A 14,501-nucleotide genomic window follows, 5' to 3' on the forward strand; every position below is an offset into this window, starting at 1 on the left:
TCGCTGATCGCCGCCCTCTTGCTACTGTGTCGTGGTGTCGTTCGGATAAGGCTCACCATTTCCCCCGTTCATCCCGTTTTGCTCCGCGTCCTGCGGCTTATATTGTTCCAGGTCGGCCGGCGTGGCCAAGCTGGTCTGCTTGACCCTTGGCGGCCATGGATCGACCATCTGCATCGCGCTATTGGCTGCGATTGCATCGCCTGCGGACAGGGCTATCGTTTCGCTGCGGACGAATTCGTAGCTCTGGCACCCGGAAAGCAGGATCGACGCAAGAAAAAGAAAGCTGTGAAAGCCTTTGGGCCTGCTGCTTCTGCGGATCATTGGAGCTCCAGAAAATGGCCGGAACTCGGTGCGCGAACGACACGCGCCTGCCTCGACGCAGACCGGCCCCTGCCGTTGACCTCCACTTCATCGATATTGCCGAGAAAGAATTCGGCTTCGGTCGGACGTTTCGTTCGATCCGACGGGCTGGCGACCTTCTTGAGGGGATCGATCGGTTTGACGAGATGAGGCGTGACGATGATCACCAGATCGGTCTCGCGGCGCTGATAGGCCTTGGACGAAAACAACGCGCCGAGAATGGGAAGTTGCCCGAGGCCCGGCACGCGCTGGGTGATGAGATTGTTCTCGCTCTGCAGGAGGCCGGCGATCATGAAGCTCTGGCCGCTCTTGAGATCGACGGACGTCCGGGCACGGCGGACGGAGAAGCCCGGGATCGCGATATTTCCCACCCGGTAGGAGGCGGTGTTGTCGATCGCCGATACCTCCGGCTCGATGTCGAGGGAGATAAGGCCATCGCTGAGCACGGTCGGCGTGAAATCCAGACCGACACCGAACTTCTTATAGCTGACGGTGATGGTTCCGTCCTGCTCCGAGATGGGGATAGGGAATTCGCCGCCGGCCAGAAAGCTTGAGGTCTCACCGGAACGCGCTATCAGGTTCGGCTCGGCGAGGCGCCGGGCCATACCCCTGTCTTCGAGCGCATCGATCGCCACATCGACCGAGTAGCCCTCTCCGATGAGGCTGCCGATAAGCGAGCCGGCCGGCGTATTGGATGTCGCGCGCGGGGAGGAGTTGAACTCGACACTCCCGTTCGACCAGGCATAGGCGGCACTGATCTGGGTTCCAAGCTCCTTGCCGACGTCGCGGTTGATCTCCACGAATCTGACATTCAGCTGTACCTGTTGGGACGACGTGATCTTAATGGAATTGATGACCTCCTCGTCGCCGGCAAAGCGCGATGCGATCTGCTCAGCCTGGGTAGCCGCAACCGCGTCCGTCGCAGAGCCGGAAAGAACGATCCTTCCGTTCGCCGAGGTTACCTTTACGCTCGAGCCCGGCACCGACTGTCGGATCGTCGAGGACAGCAATTTCGTATCGAGCGTCACCTCTATGTCGATAATGCCGACCGGATTCTTTTCCGCATCGAAAATGGTGAGGCTTGTCGAGCCCAGTTCATTGCCGAGAATATAGAAGGAACGATCGGTCAGAGGGGTTACGGTCGCAATCTCCGGATCCCCGATGACGATCTCATCGAATCGCTGCACGGCCCTGATCGTGACCGTCTTACCCTTCGCAACCTTGATCGACCGCGAAAAATTCGACGAGATTTCGACCGAATCGCCGTTTGCCGAGGCCGGGGGACTGGCGCCAATGCCCGTACACAGAGCCACAACGAAGCAGAAGAACGCAAAAAGGGAGCCTCTTGACCTTGTCATGGTTCCTGTGTTCCTCCACGACACTCGGCACAATGTCGCACTTTCGTGACGCTACGTGTTGGCCGTAACCGCCGGGAGTGTTTCGAGAACCTGCCCCAAGGTCAACCAAGAATCCCCCCAACCCACAATAAACACCCAGGAATTTTAAATAAAACCAGCAATTTTTAGTGGCCCGCACAGGCTGTATTCTCAGGTACTGTATTGGGACCGGAATGCCTCATCGTCCGGTTCCTATCCGAGCCGACCGCTCCGCCGGTCACGGTTCGAGAGGTTTGCGACAAGGTCGCCGAAGCGGTCGCCTTGGACCGCTACATGGCTGCGCAATCCCTCCCGCGCGCCATCCGCATTGCCGGAAAGAATGGCATCGACGATCTCTCCATGTTCTTTGAACGAGACCTTCATGCGGTTGCGAACTCTGAGCTGCAAGCGGCGATAGGGGCGAAGGCGGCGATGGAGGGTCGTGCATTGCTCCTCCAGAAAGCCGCTATGGCTCGCCGTGTATATCGCGCGATGAAAAATCTCGTTCTCGTAATAGTAGCGATCGGTCTCCTCGCTGAGGACCGCTTCCCGGCATTTCTCGTGGGCGGCCAACAGAGCCGCGCTGTCTTCCTCCGTATGCCGGCGCGCGGCAAGAGCACCGGCCATGCCTTCCAGTTCAGCCATGACCTCAAACATTTCGTAGACGCGCTGCGGGGCCGGATCCACGACGACGGCGCCGCGCCGCGGTCTGATCTCGACGAGCCCGATCGCGCTCAGTTGCATCAAGGCTTCGCGGATCGGGGTGCGGGATACGCCGAAGCGCATGGCGAGTTGCGTCTCGTCCAGGCGTTCACCCGGCTCGAACTCGCCCGTTACGATGCCGTTCTCGATATCGTCCCGCAGCTTGTAGAAAATGTTCTCGCTCATTCCTTATCGGCTCCGTATGCAACATCCGTTTCTCTTGTATACAAAAAACTTGACACGGTACGCAAGATGGATCCACTCTTACTACCAAGCCGGCGGGAGGCCGGCATGTCAGGGAGGAAGAAATGAGCAGTTTTCGACGGAAGTTGACGACTTCCGCTGTCGCGGCCATCTGCAGCTTGATCGCTTCCACAGCGGGTGCCCAGACCGTGTTGAAGGCGTCACACCAGTTCCCGGGGGGAAAGGGCGACATTCGCGACGAGATGGTGCAACTGATCGCCCGCGAGGTCGCCGCCGCCAATGTCGGCCTCGAAATCCAGGTGTTCCCGGGGTCGTCGCTCTACAAGCCGAACGATCAGTGGAATGCGGTCACACGGGGCCTGCTCGATATGACTTCGTTCCCCTTGGATTATGCTTCGGGCCGCCACCCGGAATTCTCCGCGACGCTGATGCCCGGCCTCGTGGGAAATTTCGATCGCGCCATGCGGCTTAACGATTCCGAGTTCATGGGGGACATCAAGAAGGTCATCGAGGATGCCGGCGCCTTGGTGATCGCCGATGCGTGGCTCTCCGGCGCCTTCGCCTCCAAGAAGAATTGCATCACCTCCCCCGACACGATCAAGGGACAGGTGATCCGCGCCGCCGGGCCGGCCTTCGAGGAGATGCTCGTGGAAGCCGGTGCTTCGATCTCATCCATGCCTTCTTCGGAAATCTACACCGGCATGCAGACCGGCGTCCTGGATGCGGCTAACACCTCGTCGGCGAGTTTCGTGTCCTATCGCCTGTTCGAACAGGCCAAGTGCCTCACGGCGCCGGGAGAAAACGCCCTCTGGTTCATGTACGAACCGGTGCTGGTGTCGAAGCGCGTCTTCGATGGCCTGACGGAAGAGCAGCAGAAGGCGATTCTCGCTGCCGGCGAGAAAGCGGAAGTCTATTTCAACGAAGAGGTCCGCAAGGGCGATCAGGTCATGATCGACACCTACAAGAAGGCAGGCGTCGAAGTCGTCGAGATGTCGAAGGAGGATTACGATGCCTGGCTCGAACTCGCCAAGGCATCGTCCTACAAGAACTTCGCCGCCAACGTTCCCGGCGGCGACAAGCTGATCGAAAAGGCGCTCGCCGTGAAGTAAGGCGGACCGACAGAACGGCGTGCTCCGGCGCGCCGTTCCTTCCAGCGCAACTCGGGGATGATCTGATGCTCAAAGCCTATACACAGGCTGTCGGCAATGCTTCGCGTGGCCTTGCGGCCATTGCGACGGCCCTGCTCATTGCGGCGATGCTCGTCGTCTGCCAGATGATCATGCAGCGCTATGTATTTCGTCAGGCGACGATCTGGCAGACGGACTTCGTCGTGTTTTCCGCGACCGCAGCCATGTTTCTCGGCGCGCCATACGTCTTGCTCAAGGGCGGCCATGTGGGCATCGACGTCGTCGAGATGCTAGTCGGCGAGCGCACGCGCTACGTCCTGCGAATCCTCGCCGGCCTGCTCGGCCTGTTGTTCTGCGTCGTCATGCTGATTGCGACGTGGATTCAGTTCCATGACGCGTGGGCGGGAAACTGGAAACACTCCAGCGTCTGGGCGCCGCCGCTTTGGGTGCCGCTCGCTGCCCTACCCGTCAGCTTTGCCATGCTGTGCCTGCAATATGTCGCGCAGATTCTGACGCTCCTCACCGCCCCGGCAGTCCCGGAAGCCATAGACCCCGGCGCGGCCGAACCGGGTTCGGCCCCGGGCGCCGACCGCCATCCACAGGAGATCATTCAGTGAGCCCGACTGTCTCTGGACTGATGATCGTTGCATGTCTTTTCGTGCTGCTGGCAACGGGAATGCCCATCGCCTTCGCCTTAGGTCTTGCCGCCTTCGCAGCGCTCTACATGCAAAGCGGCGCCGGCATTTTCTACGTGCTCGGCGATACGATGTTTTCAGGCATCGCCAATCTGGCCTATGTGTCGATCCCGATGTTCGTCCTCATGGGCGCGGCGGTTGCCTCGTCTCCGGCGGGATCTGACCTCTACACCTCGCTCGACCGGTGGCTGAACCGCATCCCGGGGGGCCTCATTCTGTCCAACATCGGAGCTTGCGCCATCTTTTCCGGGATGACGGGCTCGTCGCCCGCGACTTGCGCGGCGATCGGCAAGATGGGCATTCCGGAGATGATGCGGCGCGGCTATCCCGCTTCGGTCGCGAGCGGCTCCATCGCCGCCGGCGGCACGCTGGGTATTCTCATTCCCCCTTCGGTCACGCTGATCGTCTACGGAATAGCGACCGAGACCTCCATCGGGCGGCTGTTCATGGCGGGCATCGTCCCCGGCATTCTGCTGACGATCATGTTCATGATCTGGGCCGTCATCGATTGCAAACGCAAGGGCTATGAATTCGATGCGCGCCTTGTTCGCTACTCGATGAAGGAACGGTTGGCCGCCCTTCCGCGCATTCTGCCGTTCCTGCTGATCATTGCCGGCACGCTCTACGTACTCTATGGCGGTATCGCGACGCCTTCTGAAGCAGCCGGTGCGGGCGCATTCCTGACATTGGCAGTCGTGATCGTCGCCTATCGCCTCTTCCGGTTTCGGCCGGTCGCCGGCATCTTCGGGTCGGCGATGAAGGAAAGCGTCATGATCATGATGATCATGGCTGCTGCCGAGCTCTTCGCCTTCGCGCTGTCGTCGCTGTTCATCACGCAGACTGTCGCGGCTGCGATTGCGGACATGGAGGTCAACCGCTGGGTGCTGATGCTGATCATCAACGTCTTTCTGTTGATTTGCGGCATGTTCCTGCCCCCCGTCGCCGTCATCGTGATGACCTCACCGATGCTCTTCCCGATCGTCACCCAGGCGGGTTTCGACCCCTACTGGTTCGCGATCGTGCTGACGATCAACATGGAGGTCGGCCTGATCACGCCTCCGATCGGGCTCAACCTTTTCGTCATCAATGCCATTGCGCCGCAGATTCCGACGAAGGACATTCTCTGGGGGTCCCTGCCTTACGTGCTCGTCATGTTCCTGGCGATCATTCTCCTCTGCGTCTTTCCGGACATCGCGACGTGGCTGCCGAACCAGATGCTGGGAACCGTCCAATGAGCACGACGTCATTTTTCAGCGACATGCTGCAGAGCATTGCCGAGCGCGGCCGGCGATTCTTGTCGCTCGGTCCGGCGCGGAACGGCGATGTCAATCCGGTCGGCACCATGGAAGCGCTCTGCGACACGCTGCTGTCGAGCCGAGGCGAGGCGTCGGGCATGGCGCTGGCCAAGAACATTCTGGATCGGTGGCAAGGCTTCGATCAGGACAAGCGGCGCGATTTCATGTTGGCGCTGCTCTCTCGTTTCGGCCCTGATATCGAACGGCTGGAGCGGGCGATCGACGCCTATCGCGCCGATCCGACGCCGAAGGCGCTGCTTGAGATGAGCATGGCGGCAGAACCGCGCCGCCAGGAATTGATCCGCAGGCTCAATCTTGCGCCGAACGGCATCGCGACCCTCGTCCGCATGCGGGCGGACCTCCTCGAACTCAAAGCCCAGAACCCCGATCTGGAGGCGGTCGATACGGACTTCGCGCATCTCTTCGGTTCCTGGTTCAATCGGGGCTTCCTGGTGTTGCGGCCGATCAGCTGGTCGACGCCGGCCGACATTCTGGAGAAGATCATTCGTTACGAGGCCGTCCATCATATCGGCGGCTGGGACGAGTTGCGCCGGCGGCTTGCGCCGGAGGACCGGCGCTGCTTCGCCTTCTTCCATCCGCAGCTGGTCGACGATCCGCTGATCTTCGTCGAAGTGGCGCTGACACGCGAAATGCCTTCCAACATCGCGGAGCTGCTGAAGGAGGACCGTGCGCCGATCCGCGCTGCCGACGCGACGACAGCCGTCTTCTATTCCATTTCGAACTGCCAGGAAGGCCTCAGGGGCATCTCTTTCGGCAACTTCCTGATCAAACAGGTGGTGGAGGATCTGCGGCGCGACCTCCCTCGCCTCGACACCTTCGTGACGCTGTCGCCGGTGCCGGGCTTTGCCGATTGGTTGTCGCGCGAACGCCGGGCCGAAACGTCCAACGCCCTATCCGCCGCCGACCGCAGCAGGCTCGCGGTGCTCGACGAGCCTGATTGGGCCGATCAGCCGGAGACCGCAGCGGCCATCCAGCCAAGCCTGACGGCTGCGGCCGCCTGGTATTTCCTCAGGGCTCGCAATCGCAACGGCAAGACCGTCGATCCCGTCGCCCGGTTCCATCTCGGCAACGGCGCACGGCTCGAACGCATCAATTTCCTGGGCGACCGGTCCGAACGGGCGATGCGCCAGGCCCACGGGATGATGGTCAACTATCTCTACAAGCTCGACGACATCGAGACCAACCACGAGGTCTTTGCGACCCGCGGCGAGGTCGTCGCCGCACCCGCCATCCGCCGGCTGGTGCCGGCCGACAGGGGTTCACGCAGCCTCGTTCCAGGTCCGGACGCCTTTCCCCCGGACGTCCGATTAGCCGACGCACCAGGAAGGAAAGGTAACAAGGAGTTCACCTCATGAGCAACCATCTGTTCGACGCCATACGCCGGGCAGCGCGCCCCGACTCCGCCTTCATCCTGACGGCCGACGGCGGCCGCTGGACCTATGGCGACATGCTGGAGCATTCGGGCCGCATCGCTTCCGCGCTCGACAGCCTCGGTGTGCGGCCTGGCGATCGGGTGGCGGTGCAGGTGGAGAAGAGCCCCGAGGCGCTGATGCTTTATCTCGCCTGCCTGCGCGCGGGCGCGGTCTATCTTCCCCTCAACACGGCCTATACGCTTGCCGAACTCGACTATTTCTTCGCAGATTCCGAGCCTCGGCTCATCGTCTGCGGGCCGGCTGCAAAGGAGGGGATCTCGAAGCTTGCCGCCGATCACGGCGCCAAGGTCGAGACGCTGGACGAGAAAGGTGGCGGCTCGCTGATCGACCTTGCCCGGGGCAATGCACCGGATTTCCGCAACGCCGATCGCGGTCCGGATGACCTCGCCGCCATCCTCTACACGTCGGGCACGACCGGGCGGTCCAAGGGCGCGATGCTGACGCATGACAACCTCCTCTCGAACGCCGCCACGCTTCGCGACCATTGGCGCTTCACGGCCGACGACAGGCTGATTCACGCCCTGCCGATCTTCCACACGCATGGCCTCTTCGTTGCATCGAATGTCGTTCTTCTGGCCGGCGCCTCGATGTTTTTCCTGCCGAAATTCGACGCCAGCGAAGTCCTGCGTCTGATGCCGCAATCAACCGCGATGATGGGCGTTCCGACCTTCTATGTGCGTCTCGTTCAGAATCCGGGGCTGACGCGCGAGGCAACCGCCGGGATGCGGCTTTTCGTGTCTGGCTCGGCTCCGCTGCTTGCCGAGACCCACAGGACTTTCGCCCAGATGACGGGACATGCCATTCTAGAGCGCTACGGCATGACCGAAACCAATATGAACACCTCCAACCCTTATGACGGCGAGCGCATCGCCGGAACCGTCGGCTTCCCATTGCCAGGGGTTTCGCTTCGTATCGCCGATCCGGAGAGCGGCAGGCCACTCCCGAAAGGCGAGACGGGAATGATCGAGGTGAAGGGCCCGAACGTCTTCAAGGGCTATTGGCGCATGCCCGAAAAGACGCAGGCGGAGTTCCGCGCCGACGGCTTCTTCATAACCGGCGACCTCGGCAAGATCGACGAGCGGGGCTATGTCCATATCGTCGGGCGAGGCAAGGATCTCGTGATTTCCGGCGGATACAACATCTATCCCAAGGAAGTCGAAACCGAGATCGACCAGATGCCGGGGGTCGTGGAAACGGCAGTCATCGGCGTGCCGCATCCGGACTTCGGCGAAGGCGTCACGGCTGTGGTCGTCCGGAAGCCGGGTGCGACGATCGACGAGCGCGCCATTCTCGATGGTCTGGAAGGCCGGCTGGCGCGCTACAAGCAACCGAAGCGGGTGATCTTCGTGGACGACCTGCCGCGCAATACGATGGGCAAGGTTCAGAAGAACGTCCTTCGCGAAACATATGCGCGTCTTTATGCAGGAGCCGAGGCGCGCGCGTAGGCATCGCGCGCACGCCGAGAGATTGCTTCTAATCGGTCAGAGCATTCAACGTTTCACAGAAACACTGAAATGCTCTAACCATTTGATCCAAAGCACCTCCGGACGGAAAACCGTTACACTTTCCTCATCCCGCTCTACGAGATGGCGAGCACTTCGAGCTCCTGATCGCCGACACTCGCGATGTCCCCGACAGATTTGCCCATAAGAACCCTTGCCACGGGGGACACGTAGGAGATCGAACCGGCCTTGGGATCGGCTTCATCCTCTCCGACGATCCGATATTTCTGCACCCGTCCGTCATCACGGCTGAAGGTAACCGTGCTTCCAAATGCGACCACATCGAATGAAGCCGGATCGGAGACGAGTTGAGCCGTTCGAACTCTTTCCGCGAAGTAGCGCAGATCCCGCAAGGGGCCCGCCGCCTGTCGCCGCCGTTCGTTCACGTCCTCGATCGTGCTTGCGGCATCGTAGGCTTCGCGAGCCTGTTGGAGGTGCAATTCCAGATCCTTCAATCCCTTTGCGGTGACAAGGTTCGGATGGGGTGAGACCGGCCGGTCAGGCAGCAGTGTTTCCGAGGCCGTCTCGGCACTTTCTTCCTTGATGAAGGCAACGCTCACCGGCGAACTCCGCTTGGACGAGGCACTCTCTCCTTAGGAGCGATCGCACTCTGTTTTCTCGGAACTATATAGGGCGATGACAGGAACGGACAGTGTCGACACATCGAGTTTCTGCTCATTCTCTCCCCGACGGAATAGAAGCCTCGCCGTTCCGTTACTCCCGGGCCATTCAACGGGAGAAGCGGGATGTTAAGTTTCCTAAAGAAAGATCCGCGGGTCATTCAGTTTGTCTGCCATCCGGAAGACGACGGCGTCGTCGCGCGGCCGGTACCGGCCAAATCGGTTCTGCCTGATTGGTTCCGCCGGCTGCCGGCGGTCGACAAAGGGCACCTGTCGGCAATCAACAACGGTCTGACCGTCAAACGCTGCATGCCCTTTCTCGATGCCATGACCACTGGCTGGATCCTGCCGATCGCCGCGACGGTGCGCCTTGACATCAAGGATGACGGCCGCAGCGTCGAGGCCGGCTGGGAGTTCGACCGGGTAATGGTCAGCAACCACGGCGCCCATCAGGTGGCGGGAAATCCGAAAGAGCCCTCCCCGCCCTGCAAGTTTCACAATTACTGGTCGATCCGCACGCCGCCCGGATGGAGTTGCCTGTTTCTGCCGCCGCTAAACCGCCCGGGACAGCCTTTTGAATGCGTGGCCGGGATTGTCGATACGGACAGCTATAGCGCTCATATCCATTTTCCGTTCTTCGCGACGGCACCGGATGGCCTTCACGTCGTCGAAAAGGGAACGCCGCTTGTGCAGGTGATACCCTTCCGCCGTGCCGATGCGGCAGTCACAGCAGAAATCCGCGCCGAAACCCGCGTGGAAGCTGTTGAGCGCGAGACGGTCCACCGAAACACCATCGCCGCAGAAGGCTGGTATCGAAAGTCCGCGCGCGCCGCTCGCTAGGGCACTTCCAGAACACGTGTGTAACGGTTTGCCGTCCGGAAGTGCGCAGCTTCAGAGGTTAGAGCGTTTCACCGTTTCCAACGAGACCCTAAAACGCTTTGAAAGGTCCGGTAAAAAAGGCGGGGGCCGGAATGTCCGGCCCCCGCTCTCTTGTCGCACCGTCAGCTTTCCCGCAACCTCAGCGCCCTGTGTGCCACAGCTTGCCCGGACGATACGACCGGTCGGACCGGTTCGAGCTCGAATTGGACGAACGGTTGGAGGATGAGTTCGACGAGCTGTTCGAGGATGAATTGGAGCTCGAATTCGAGGAACTGTTGGACGACGAGTTGGAACTCGAATTGCTCGAGGAGTTGGAACTCGAATTGGATGAGCTGTTGCCGGCGACTATGATCTCGCCGTCGGTTCGGCCGGTCGTCTGGGAGGTTTGCGTCGAAGCGCGCTCCACGCCGGGAAATGAGGAGGTATATTCCCTTGCTTCGGCGGCAGAGCCCACGAGTGCCGCCAAGCCGGCGGCGATTGCCTTGTTCGTCCAGTTCTTTGTCATCTCATCTACTCCTTATGAAAACCGGACCGCTTCTTCGGTCCGCAGGAGTAACGGGCGGTGCGCGCCTCTATTCCATGATCGCGATTTTTGATGCACTCACCGTTGCGCACCTCGGAGTTCGCCGAGAGCTCTAGCCTCTTCCGCCGCCTCGAGCGGCGCCCCTGCATCAATCGCTGTCAGATAGGCGTCGAGCGTTTCCGTGGAAGATGCAGGAGCATAGCCGCCGCTCGCTACGGGTGCGATGACGGCGAAGGTCACACGCCACTCGGCCCCGGTGCGGCAGGCAACCGAAACCACTGTTGAGCCATCGGCCGAGTCCAGCTCGAACTCGCGGCACAGCGCCTGCGCATTGTCACGGAATGTCGCAATCGCCCGGAAGCGTTGCTTGGAACCCGGCAGCCGCCGTTCCTCGCCTGCGGCGACCGTGGCGAGCGCCTCATCAAGCGCAGGACTGCCTATGGCGGCAACGCGCAAGCCACCTTCGATCGGTGCCTCGACACTTCCCCGCAGCCAATATCCGCCGAATCCCGCAACGACAGCCGCCAGCGAGGCAGCGACGGGAGCGAGCCATCGCCTTCTGTTAGATTCGTTCGCAACGCGGCGTGGGAAAGGCAGGATGCCCGCGCCCGATACAGGAGGTGGCGACGTCTTCTCCGTCACCATTCTTTCGACCGCACGCTTAAGGCCGGAAGGTACCGGCTCATCGAGCAGCGGCTCCATAGCGGTCTTGGCAGCGTGGCGCGTTTCGATGAAGAGCGCCACACGCGCGACCAGCTCGTCATCCGATTCCATCGCTCGTTCTACTTCGGCGATCGTCCCGGCGTCGAGCTCGCCGTCGGCGAACCGCATCAGTGTCTCGTCGGAGAAGTCCGTTCCTGTCATTCGTTTGTGCCCTTTATTGACTGAGAACGTCCGGTCGTCTGTGTTATTCCGGCAGCCTCGGCCAAACTCTTGCGTGCCCTCGCCAGTCGGCTCATAACCGTGCCTGTGGGAATGCCCATCACATCGGCCGCTTCGCGATAGGATAGCTCCTCAACGCAGACAAGAAGAACCACCTCCCGCTGCTCGTCCGGCAATTCGGTGATCGCCTCCGCGACGGTTTTGAGGGTCAGCCGCGCTTCGGCTTCACGTTCGCCCGATGAACCGGCGATGTCATGACGCTCGGTGATATCGTCCTGCACGCCTGCGGTCTTCTGCCGGCGCACCTGGTCGATCCAGAGATTGCGCAGGATGCGGAATATCCAAGCGTCGAAGCGCGTGCCCGGCTCGAAGCGCTCGGCACTGGCCAGTGCCCGCTCGCAGGCCGCCTGCACAAGATCATCCGCAACATCACGCGAGCGGCAAAGCGAGATGGCGAAGCGGCGCAGATTGGGCAGGAACGCCATGAGGCGTTCGCCGACATCCTTCACCGCACTGCTCATGTCCCGAAACTCCGTAATTGGCTAGAAGAAGGAATAGACCGACGACTCAGCCGTTCTGACACAATCTACAGGTAGCGGTCTCACCGTCCAAAGGAATGCGCTATCCTCCTATTAGCCTGACCTAGCCGATTGAGGTTTTCAGATGCTGACCACGTCGAAACTGGCCCTGCTCGCGCCCATTGCTGCAATCGCACTCTTATCCGGCGACATCCTGGCTCCCGGGAACATGATCGTGCGTGACGTGCTCGGAACCGGGCTTGCCCTGGCCGACGATGACGACGATGATGACGGTGGCAATGACGGCAACCGCGGCTCGCGCGGTTCCGGCCGCTCCGGCTCCTACGGCGCCGGCGCCGGATGGAGTGGCGGCAAGAGCCTGTTTCCATTCCGAGAGTTCCTGCCACGTCGGACAGCCCCGCGGCGCTCGCGCGCAGCCGCACCGGCCGCACCGATACGAGCGCCCGATGAGATCGTCGGGCTGGGTTTCAGTTCGACGGAACTCGGCGGGTTGGCGGCCGCAGGCTTCGAGCTCCTCGAACGGAACACAATGGCTTCCTTCAACGCCGAGGTGATCAAGCTTCGCATTCCCCAAGGCCTGACACTGGAAGCCGCTCGGCAGCAGGCCCGCGCCCTGGCGCCCCAAGCGGTGATCGACTTCAACCATTATTTCCGGCCGGAACAGCATCCCGATGCCCCGTGCGTCGCAAGCGACTGCCTGGCACGCGACGTGATCGGCTGGCCCTCGGCTCAAACCTGGCCTGGCACTTGCGCGGCAGGCGTGCGTATCGGCCTTGTCGATACGGCGATCAACCCCGATCACATCGCATTCGAGGCTCGCAACGTAGAGATCGTCCGCCTCGTCGACGAAGAACTGCCGGAGTCCGGCAGGCAGCACGGCACCGCTGTCGCGGCTTTGCTCGTGGGCTCAGCCACGAGCCGCACGCCGGGCCTGATACCGGGTGGCAAGCTCATCGCCGTGGATGCGTTTCACCGGGCGGGGCGGCACGACGACCGCTCCGCCGCCTTCGATCTGGCGCGCGCACTCGACCTCCTCGCTGGGCGTCAGGTTCAAGTGATCAATCTCAGCCTTGCCGGCCCGCCCAATCTCCTGCTCGAACAGGCGGTCAAAAAGGCGGGGGAGCGCGGCATCATCATGGTCGCCGCCGCGGGCAATGAGGGTCCGAGAGCCGAGCCCGTCTATCCGGCTGCCTATGAAGAGGTCATTGCCGTCACCGCGACCGACAGACGCAAACGGCCCTACCGGCGCGCCGGACGAGGGGAGCATATCGACTTCGCCGCCCCTGGCGTGGCGGTCTGGACAGCAGCTTCGGTCAGCGGCGCGCGTCCGAAGACGGGAACCTCTTTCGCCGCACCTTTCGTGACCGCGGCGGTGGCGATGATGAAAGCATCTGAAGCGGACCTCGCTCCGGAATTGCTCCGCGACAGGCTGACCGGACACGCCGAAGATCTCGGAGAACCGGGAAAGGATCCTGTCTTCGGCTGGGGTCTGTTGAACGCGCGAGCGATTTGCAAGACGAAGTCCTGAGCTAAGCAGCGTCGTCCGGTGCAAGACTTGCATGGGAAGGGCCAAACCCACCGACCGGCCACTCGCAACAGCCGCGCCATCGGCGCTGTGTGAAGACGCTGCAGCGTTGCGAGGCCGCTGTGCCTGGCTCGTGCGGGCGCATTGAATACTTGGTGATCCGTGCGACTTTCGAAGCGCATAATGGGAGCCTCTTCCGTGAGGTAGCTCTACGTTCACTGGCGGCCGGGCAGGTGATTTCCCAATGTCGGCCGCTTGCGGCCCAAATCCGAATGTTTCCAAGCGAAAGGACCACGCAATGGCGAAAAATACGATTTGCCTATGGTACGATAAGGACGCCGAGGCTGCCGCTCGTTTCTACTGTGAGATCTTCCCTGACAGCGCGGTGCGTGCCGTGCACCGCGCACCCGGTGACTACCCCGCAGGCAAAGAGGGCGACGTGCTGACGGTGGACTTCACCGTTGCGGGCATTCCCTGTATCGGCCTCAACGGGGGTCCCGCATTCAAGCACAACGAGGCTTTCTCCTTCCAGATCGCCACCGACGATCAGGAAGAGACCGATCGCTACTGGAATGCCATCGTCGGCAATGGCGGCAAGGAAAGCGCCTGCGGCTGGTGCAAGGACAAATGGGGAATTTCCTGGCAGATCACTCCGCGCGTGCTGACCGACGCGATGGCGGCCGGCGGCGACGAAGCAAAGCGAGCGTTCGAGGCGATGATGGACATGAAAAAAATAGACGTCGCTGCAATCGAGGCGGCGCGGCGCGGTTGATGCTCCATCGGATTGCGGCCCGGTTTGCGGCAAGAGCGTCCGCGTG

At 61.6% G+C, this 14,501-nt stretch carries 15 protein-coding genes; 9 read left to right on the top strand and 6 right to left on the bottom strand.

All coding sequences use genetic code 11. The features are described 5' to 3' along the window. Positions 1 to 21: 21 nt before the first annotated feature. From ACFHWW_RS06165 to ACFHWW_RS06175, 3 genes are all read right to left on the bottom strand, one after another. Positions 22 to 321 (bottom strand): hypothetical protein, encoded by a 300-nt coding sequence (locus tag ACFHWW_RS06165; protein ID WP_379937667.1) that lies wholly within the window; start codon positions 319 to 321, stop codon positions 22 to 24. Further along, a complete protein-coding gene (locus ACFHWW_RS06170; RefSeq protein ID WP_338279898.1) occupies positions 318 to 1,718 on the bottom strand; it encodes a type II and III secretion system protein family protein in 1,401 nt (466 codons plus the stop codon). Before ACFHWW_RS06170 ends, ACFHWW_RS06165 begins: the two co-directional genes overlap by 4 nt. 231 nt (positions 1,719 to 1,949) lie before the next feature. Next, positions 1,950 to 2,624, bottom strand: a complete 675-nt coding sequence (locus ACFHWW_RS06175; protein WP_379937669.1) for a GntR family transcriptional regulator — start codon at positions 2,622 to 2,624, stop codon at positions 1,950 to 1,952. Positions 2,625 to 2,746: 122 nt separating this feature from the next. Between ACFHWW_RS06175 and dctP the strand changes: the two genes are divergently transcribed. The 5 genes from dctP to ACFHWW_RS06200 all read left to right on the top strand — a co-directional run bounded on the left by dctP (position 2,747) and on the right by ACFHWW_RS06200 (position 8,658). After that, positions 2,747 to 3,751, top strand: a complete 1,005-nt coding sequence (gene dctP / locus ACFHWW_RS06180) for a TRAP transporter substrate-binding protein DctP (RefSeq protein WP_338279902.1) — start codon at positions 2,747 to 2,749, stop codon at positions 3,749 to 3,751. Between the two features lie 65 nt (positions 3,752 to 3,816). Then, positions 3,817 to 4,386, top strand: a complete 570-nt coding sequence (locus tag ACFHWW_RS06185) for a TRAP transporter small permease subunit (RefSeq protein WP_100673557.1) — start codon at positions 3,817 to 3,819, stop codon at positions 4,384 to 4,386. Beyond that, positions 4,383 to 5,699: a TRAP transporter large permease gene (locus ACFHWW_RS06190; protein WP_100673558.1), complete on the top strand. Its 1,317-nt coding sequence runs from the start codon at positions 4,383 to 4,385 to the stop codon at positions 5,697 to 5,699. The genes ACFHWW_RS06185 and ACFHWW_RS06190 overlap by 4 nt, the downstream gene beginning before the upstream one ends. After that, positions 5,696 to 7,135 (top strand): malonyl-CoA decarboxylase, encoded by a 1,440-nt coding sequence (locus ACFHWW_RS06195; RefSeq protein WP_379937670.1) that lies wholly within the window; start codon positions 5,696 to 5,698, stop codon positions 7,133 to 7,135. The genes ACFHWW_RS06190 and ACFHWW_RS06195 overlap by 4 nt, the downstream gene beginning before the upstream one ends. Next, the gene (locus ACFHWW_RS06200) at positions 7,132 to 8,658 is read left to right on the top strand and encodes a malonyl-CoA synthase (RefSeq protein ID WP_379937671.1); all 1,527 of its coding nucleotides are present in this window, start codon (positions 7,132 to 7,134) and stop codon (positions 8,656 to 8,658) included. Before ACFHWW_RS06195 ends, ACFHWW_RS06200 begins: the two co-directional genes overlap by 4 nt. Before the next feature lie 134 nt (positions 8,659 to 8,792). On the opposite strand, the gene greA is transcribed toward ACFHWW_RS06200, so the two are convergent. Then, positions 8,793 to 9,275, bottom strand: coding sequence for a transcription elongation factor GreA (gene greA / locus ACFHWW_RS06205; RefSeq protein ID WP_275598162.1), 483 nt, complete (start codon positions 9,273 to 9,275; stop codon positions 8,793 to 8,795). A 186-nt stretch (positions 9,276 to 9,461) separates the two neighbouring features. On the opposite strand from greA, the gene ACFHWW_RS06210 reads away from it, so the two are divergent. Then, positions 9,462 to 10,175, top strand: coding sequence for a DUF6065 family protein (locus ACFHWW_RS06210; protein ID WP_379937672.1), 714 nt, complete (start codon positions 9,462 to 9,464; stop codon positions 10,173 to 10,175). Between the two features lie 242 nt (positions 10,176 to 10,417). Further along, positions 10,418 to 10,810 (top strand): hypothetical protein, encoded by a 393-nt coding sequence (locus ACFHWW_RS06215; protein WP_379937673.1) that lies wholly within the window; start codon positions 10,418 to 10,420, stop codon positions 10,808 to 10,810. Positions 10,811 to 10,815: 5 nt separating this feature from the next. On the opposite strand, the gene ACFHWW_RS06220 is transcribed toward ACFHWW_RS06215, so the two are convergent. After that, the gene (locus tag ACFHWW_RS06220) at positions 10,816 to 11,601 is read right to left on the bottom strand and encodes an anti-sigma factor (protein ID WP_338279916.1); all 786 of its coding nucleotides are present in this window, start codon (positions 11,599 to 11,601) and stop codon (positions 10,816 to 10,818) included. Further along, positions 11,598 to 12,140 (bottom strand): RNA polymerase sigma factor, encoded by a 543-nt coding sequence (locus ACFHWW_RS06225; protein ID WP_379937674.1) that lies wholly within the window; start codon positions 12,138 to 12,140, stop codon positions 11,598 to 11,600. Before ACFHWW_RS06225 ends, ACFHWW_RS06220 begins: the two co-directional genes overlap by 4 nt. Before the next feature lie 142 nt (positions 12,141 to 12,282). Here ACFHWW_RS06225 and ACFHWW_RS06230 point away from each other — a divergent pair, with 142 nt between their 5' ends. Both ACFHWW_RS06230 and ACFHWW_RS06235 read left to right on the top strand, forming a co-directional pair. After that, positions 12,283 to 13,686, top strand: coding sequence for a S8 family serine peptidase (locus ACFHWW_RS06230; protein WP_379937675.1), 1,404 nt, complete (start codon positions 12,283 to 12,285; stop codon positions 13,684 to 13,686). Between the two features lie 295 nt (positions 13,687 to 13,981). Then, complete coding sequence (locus ACFHWW_RS06235; protein ID WP_102762054.1) at positions 13,982 to 14,455, top strand: VOC family protein; 474 nt, start codon at positions 13,982 to 13,984, stop codon at positions 14,453 to 14,455. Positions 14,456 to 14,501 lie beyond the last annotated feature (46 nt).

The organism is Sinorhizobium sp. P24N7 (genome assembly GCF_042436655.1).
In the GTDB taxonomy this organism is placed as follows: domain Bacteria; phylum Pseudomonadota; class Alphaproteobacteria; order Rhizobiales; family Rhizobiaceae; genus Sinorhizobium; species Sinorhizobium meliloti_A.

Excerpts from the sequence above, each read along its gene's own strand:
- ACFHWW_RS06200 (WP_379937671.1), top strand. The coding sequence starts at position 7,132 with ATGAGCAACCATCTGTTCGACGCCATACGCCGGGCAGCGCGCCCCGAC.
- ACFHWW_RS06175 (WP_379937669.1), bottom strand. The coding sequence starts at position 2,624 with ATGAGCGAGAACATTTTCTACAAGCTGCGGGACGATATCGAGAACGGC.
- ACFHWW_RS06185 (WP_100673557.1), top strand. The coding sequence starts at position 3,817 with ATGCTCAAAGCCTATACACAGGCTGTCGGCAATGCTTCGCGTGGCCTT.
- ACFHWW_RS06225 (WP_379937674.1), bottom strand. The coding sequence starts at position 12,140 with ATGAGCAGTGCGGTGAAGGATGTCGGCGAACGCCTCATGGCGTTCCTG.
- ACFHWW_RS06220 (WP_338279916.1), bottom strand. The coding sequence starts at position 11,601 with ATGACAGGAACGGACTTCTCCGACGAGACACTGATGCGGTTCGCCGAC.
- ACFHWW_RS06195 (WP_379937670.1), top strand. The coding sequence starts at position 5,696 with ATGAGCACGACGTCATTTTTCAGCGACATGCTGCAGAGCATTGCCGAG.
- ACFHWW_RS06165 (WP_379937667.1), bottom strand. The coding sequence starts at position 321 with ATGATCCGCAGAAGCAGCAGGCCCAAAGGCTTTCACAGCTTTCTTTTT.
- ACFHWW_RS06210 (WP_379937672.1), top strand. The coding sequence starts at position 9,462 with ATGTTAAGTTTCCTAAAGAAAGATCCGCGGGTCATTCAGTTTGTCTGC.
- dctP (WP_338279902.1), top strand. The coding sequence starts at position 2,747 with ATGAGCAGTTTTCGACGGAAGTTGACGACTTCCGCTGTCGCGGCCATC.
- ACFHWW_RS06170 (WP_338279898.1), bottom strand. The coding sequence starts at position 1,718 with ATGACAAGGTCAAGAGGCTCCCTTTTTGCGTTCTTCTGCTTCGTTGTG.
- ACFHWW_RS06230 (WP_379937675.1), top strand. The coding sequence starts at position 12,283 with ATGCTGACCACGTCGAAACTGGCCCTGCTCGCGCCCATTGCTGCAATC.
- ACFHWW_RS06235 (WP_102762054.1), top strand. The coding sequence starts at position 13,982 with ATGGCGAAAAATACGATTTGCCTATGGTACGATAAGGACGCCGAGGCT.